3 protein-coding genes are annotated in these 3,177 nt (G+C 63.7%); all 3 read right to left on the bottom strand.

The window, feature by feature from the left end:
- Positions 1-19: 19 nt before the first annotated feature.
- Positions 20-847 (bottom strand): crotonase/enoyl-CoA hydratase family protein, encoded by an 828-nt coding sequence (locus JHD73_RS27285; protein WP_199033261.1) that lies wholly within the window; start codon positions 845-847, stop codon positions 20-22.
- Between the two features lie 33 nt (positions 848-880).
- Entirely contained in the window at positions 881-1,219 is a 339-nt protein-coding gene (fdxA, locus tag JHD73_RS27280; RefSeq protein WP_199033260.1) for a ferredoxin FdxA, read from the bottom strand.
- 81 nt (positions 1,220-1,300) lie between these two features.
- The gene (locus tag JHD73_RS27275; protein WP_199033259.1) at positions 1,301-3,136 is read right to left on the bottom strand and encodes an ABC transporter transmembrane domain-containing protein; all 1,836 of its coding nucleotides are present in this window, start codon (positions 3,134-3,136) and stop codon (positions 1,301-1,303) included.
- Between the last annotated feature and the right edge of the window lie 41 nt (positions 3,137-3,177).

The raw sequence follows: 3,177 nt of genomic DNA, 5'->3' as shown, positions 1-3,177 counted from the left end.
CTGAGCACGCCGCTCCGGCTTAATTGCTTGAGTGCTTCGCGGCCGGCTGAAACGCCGGGGAGCGATTCTCCATGCCGGCAAGCACCGCCTCACGCTGGTTGGCTGCGCCGATCAGGCGGTCCTGCTCGATCGATTCGGCCAGCAGGATGGCAGCGGTATCGCCGTCCTCCACAACGCGCATCAGGCGCTTGGCTGCCCGGATCGCGTCCGGGCTCTTCTGCGCAATTTCTCGTGCTGCCGCCAGTGCAGCCGCGCGCGGGTCGTCAGCCACCTGGGTTGCCAGACCCAGGGCGCAGGCTTCCTCACCGTTGACGACACGCCCGCTATAGATCAGCTCACGCAGCCGGTCGGGCCGCACGAGGCCACGCGTGAGGGCCATGCCGCCCATGTCGGGCACCAACCCCCATTTGATCTCCATGACGGACATGCGTGTGTCGGCGCGCACGTAGCGAACGTCTGCGCCCAGTGCAATCTGCAGCCCACCGCCGTAAGCGACGCCATGCACTGCCGCCAGCACCGGTACCGGCAGATCGCGCCAGACCGTGCAGGCGTACTGCGGCAGGTTGGCCGATCCATGCGTGCGTCGGGCTAACCGGCCGGCGCTGATGTCTGAGCTGCTTTCGCCCTTGCCGAGGCTTGCCATGCTGCCCATGTCCAGCCCGGCGCAGAACGCGCGACCTTCACCAGACAGCACCACGGCGCGCAAGTCTGGTTCATTCATCAGGCGTTCACCGGTTGCGACCAGGGCCTCAAACATGGCCGGGTCGATGGCGTTCATCTTCTCGGGCCGGTTGAGCCGGACTTCGGCCACGCCGGCCTCGATGCTGAGCAGGATGCGTTCTGTCATGTGGCGCTTTCGTGTGCGAGATAAGCGTTGAAATTATTCGGAGTCGATGATCAATGCGTCGCGCTTGTCCTTAACCTGCGCCCAGCGCGCATGGTCGGGCAGTGGCGGCTCGACCGCGGTCAGACGCGGCCAATCTGCGCGGCGCGAGAGCTGCGCATTCAGTGCAATGAAGTCCTGCTGATCGGCCGGCACCTCGGCGGCGGGGTAGATCGCCCCCACCGGGCACTCCGGTACGCAGATCGAGCAGTCGATGCATTCATCCGGATCAATTACCAGAAAGTTCGGGCCGGCGTGGAAGCAGTCCATCGGGCAGACGGCAACACAGTCCGTGTATTTGCACTGGATGCAGGATTCGGTGACGACGTACGGCATAGCAAAGCGAGGTGTTCAACACCTGTTCAAAAAACGTTCGAAATTATGCAGCATCAACCCGAACCGTGGCGGGCGTCGGACTCAATGTGACCTGTCGGTACTGCCTGTTGTCAACTCGGATGGCGCGCCGAGCCCTTCGGTCTCTTCGGTGTCCATTGACGGCCCACCAAACTGCAGCGCCGCAAGACGTGCATAAAGCGGAGAACTCTGCAAAAGCTCAGCATGGCGGCCTTGCGCAACGATGCGGCCTTGCTCAAGCACAACGATCCGGTCAGCTTGCTGCACGGTGGCAAGGCGGTGCGCGATCACCAGCGTGGTGCGGTTTCGCGCGGCATTGTTCAGGGCGGTCTGCACCAGCCGCTCGCTTGCGGCATCGAGCGCGCTGGTGGCCTCATCCAGGAGCAGGATGGGCGGGTCTTTGAGAATGGCCCTTGCAATGGCGATTCGCTGGCGCTGCCCTCCCGACAGCCTGACGCCACGCTCGCCCAGCAACGTGTCGTAGCCTTGTGGCAGCTCGTTGATGAAGCCTGCAGCGGCGGCCATTTCGGCCGCACGTTGTACTTGCGCGAGCGTTGCTTCGGGCGTGCCATAGCGGATGTTGTCGAGCACACTCCCTGAGAAGATCACCGATTCTTGCAGCACGACACCAATGGCCTGCCGCAGCGCCGCGAGTGAGACTTGCCGTGTTGGGACGCCGCTGATCAGGATGCTTCCGGACTGCGGCTCGTAGAAGCGCAGCAGAAGCTGAAACAGCGTTGTCTTGCCCGCACCGGAAGGCCCTACCAGTGCAACGTGCTCCCCGGGGGCAACATCGAGCGTGAAGTGGGAGAGTACAGCAGTACCCGGACGTGACGGATAGGAGAAGGTGACATTGTCGAAGCGGATGCCCTCGGCATGCGCGGGCAGCGCCACGGGCGTATCTGGCTCCGCAATGGGGGAGCGGGTTGCCAGCAGTTGCAGAAGACGCTCTGTGGCGCCAGCGGCTCTCTGCAGGTCTCCCCACACTTCTGCAATTGCGCCGACGGCGCCCGCTGTGAACACCGCGTAGAGGATGAACTGGGACAGTTGGCCCGCCGTCATCTCTCCGGCCAGCACGGCCTTGGCACCAAGCCAGAGCACAAACACGATCGCGGCAAACACAAAGATGATGACCACGGCGGTCAATTGCGCGCGGGCACGAATACGTGTGAGCGCGGTGTCAAACGCCGTTTCCACGGCCGTACCGAAACGCCTCGCCTCTTGCGCTTCCTGCGTGTATGACTGCACGGTCGGCATGGCATTGAGCACTTCGCCGGCCAGCGCGCTCGCGCTTGCCACCTTGTCCTGGCTGTCACGCGAGAGCCGCCGCACGCGACGCCCAAAGATGACGATGGGCGCGACCACTACGATCAGCGTGGCGATGATGTAGCCGGAGAGCACTGGGCTCGTCACGACCAGCATCACCACCCCGCCGACCGTCAGCAGTGTGTTGCGCAACCCGAGTGACAGGCTGGTCCCCACCACGGTCTGGATCAACGTCGTGTCGGTTGTGAGCCGCGACAGCACCTCGCCTGTTTGTGTCGTCTCGAAAAACTCCGGGCTCAAGCTGACGATGTGCCGGTAGACAGCCCGCCGCAGGTCTGCTGTCACCCGCTCCCCCAGCCACGAGACGCAATAGAAACGCAGCGCTGTGGCGCCGGCAAGCACCAGAGAGAGGGCGAACAGGGCGATGAAATAGCGGTCAATGTGCGATCGCTCGCCACTGGCAAATCCGCGGTCAATCAGAAACTTGAACGCCACCGGCAGTGCCAGCGTTGCAACGGCCGCTGTCACCAGTGCCAGGAACGCAATCGCCCAGCGCCGCGCATACGGGCGCAGGAAGGGCATGAGCGCGAAGAGGGGGCTGATACGCGATGGCAGGGGCGCAGCGGAAGGCATGGGAATCGGCAACAGATCAGAAGGCGCCCATTATCTCAGCC

Source organism: Ralstonia sp. ASV6 (assembly GCF_016429285.1).
In the GTDB taxonomy this organism is placed as follows: Bacteria; Pseudomonadota; Gammaproteobacteria; order Burkholderiales; family Burkholderiaceae; genus Ralstonia; species Ralstonia flaminis.
The sequence above is the reverse complement of the archived record's forward strand: the minus strand, read 5'-3'. Positions and strand labels throughout refer to the sequence as shown.

Excerpts from the sequence above, each read along its gene's own strand:
- JHD73_RS27285 (WP_199033261.1), bottom strand. The coding sequence starts at position 847 with ATGACAGAACGCATCCTGCTCAGCATCGAGGCCGGCGTGGCCGAAGTC.
- fdxA (WP_199033260.1), bottom strand. The coding sequence starts at position 1,219 with ATGCCGTACGTCGTCACCGAATCCTGCATCCAGTGCAAATACACGGAC.
- JHD73_RS27275 (WP_199033259.1), bottom strand. The coding sequence starts at position 3,136 with ATGCCTTCCGCTGCGCCCCTGCCATCGCGTATCAGCCCCCTCTTCGCG.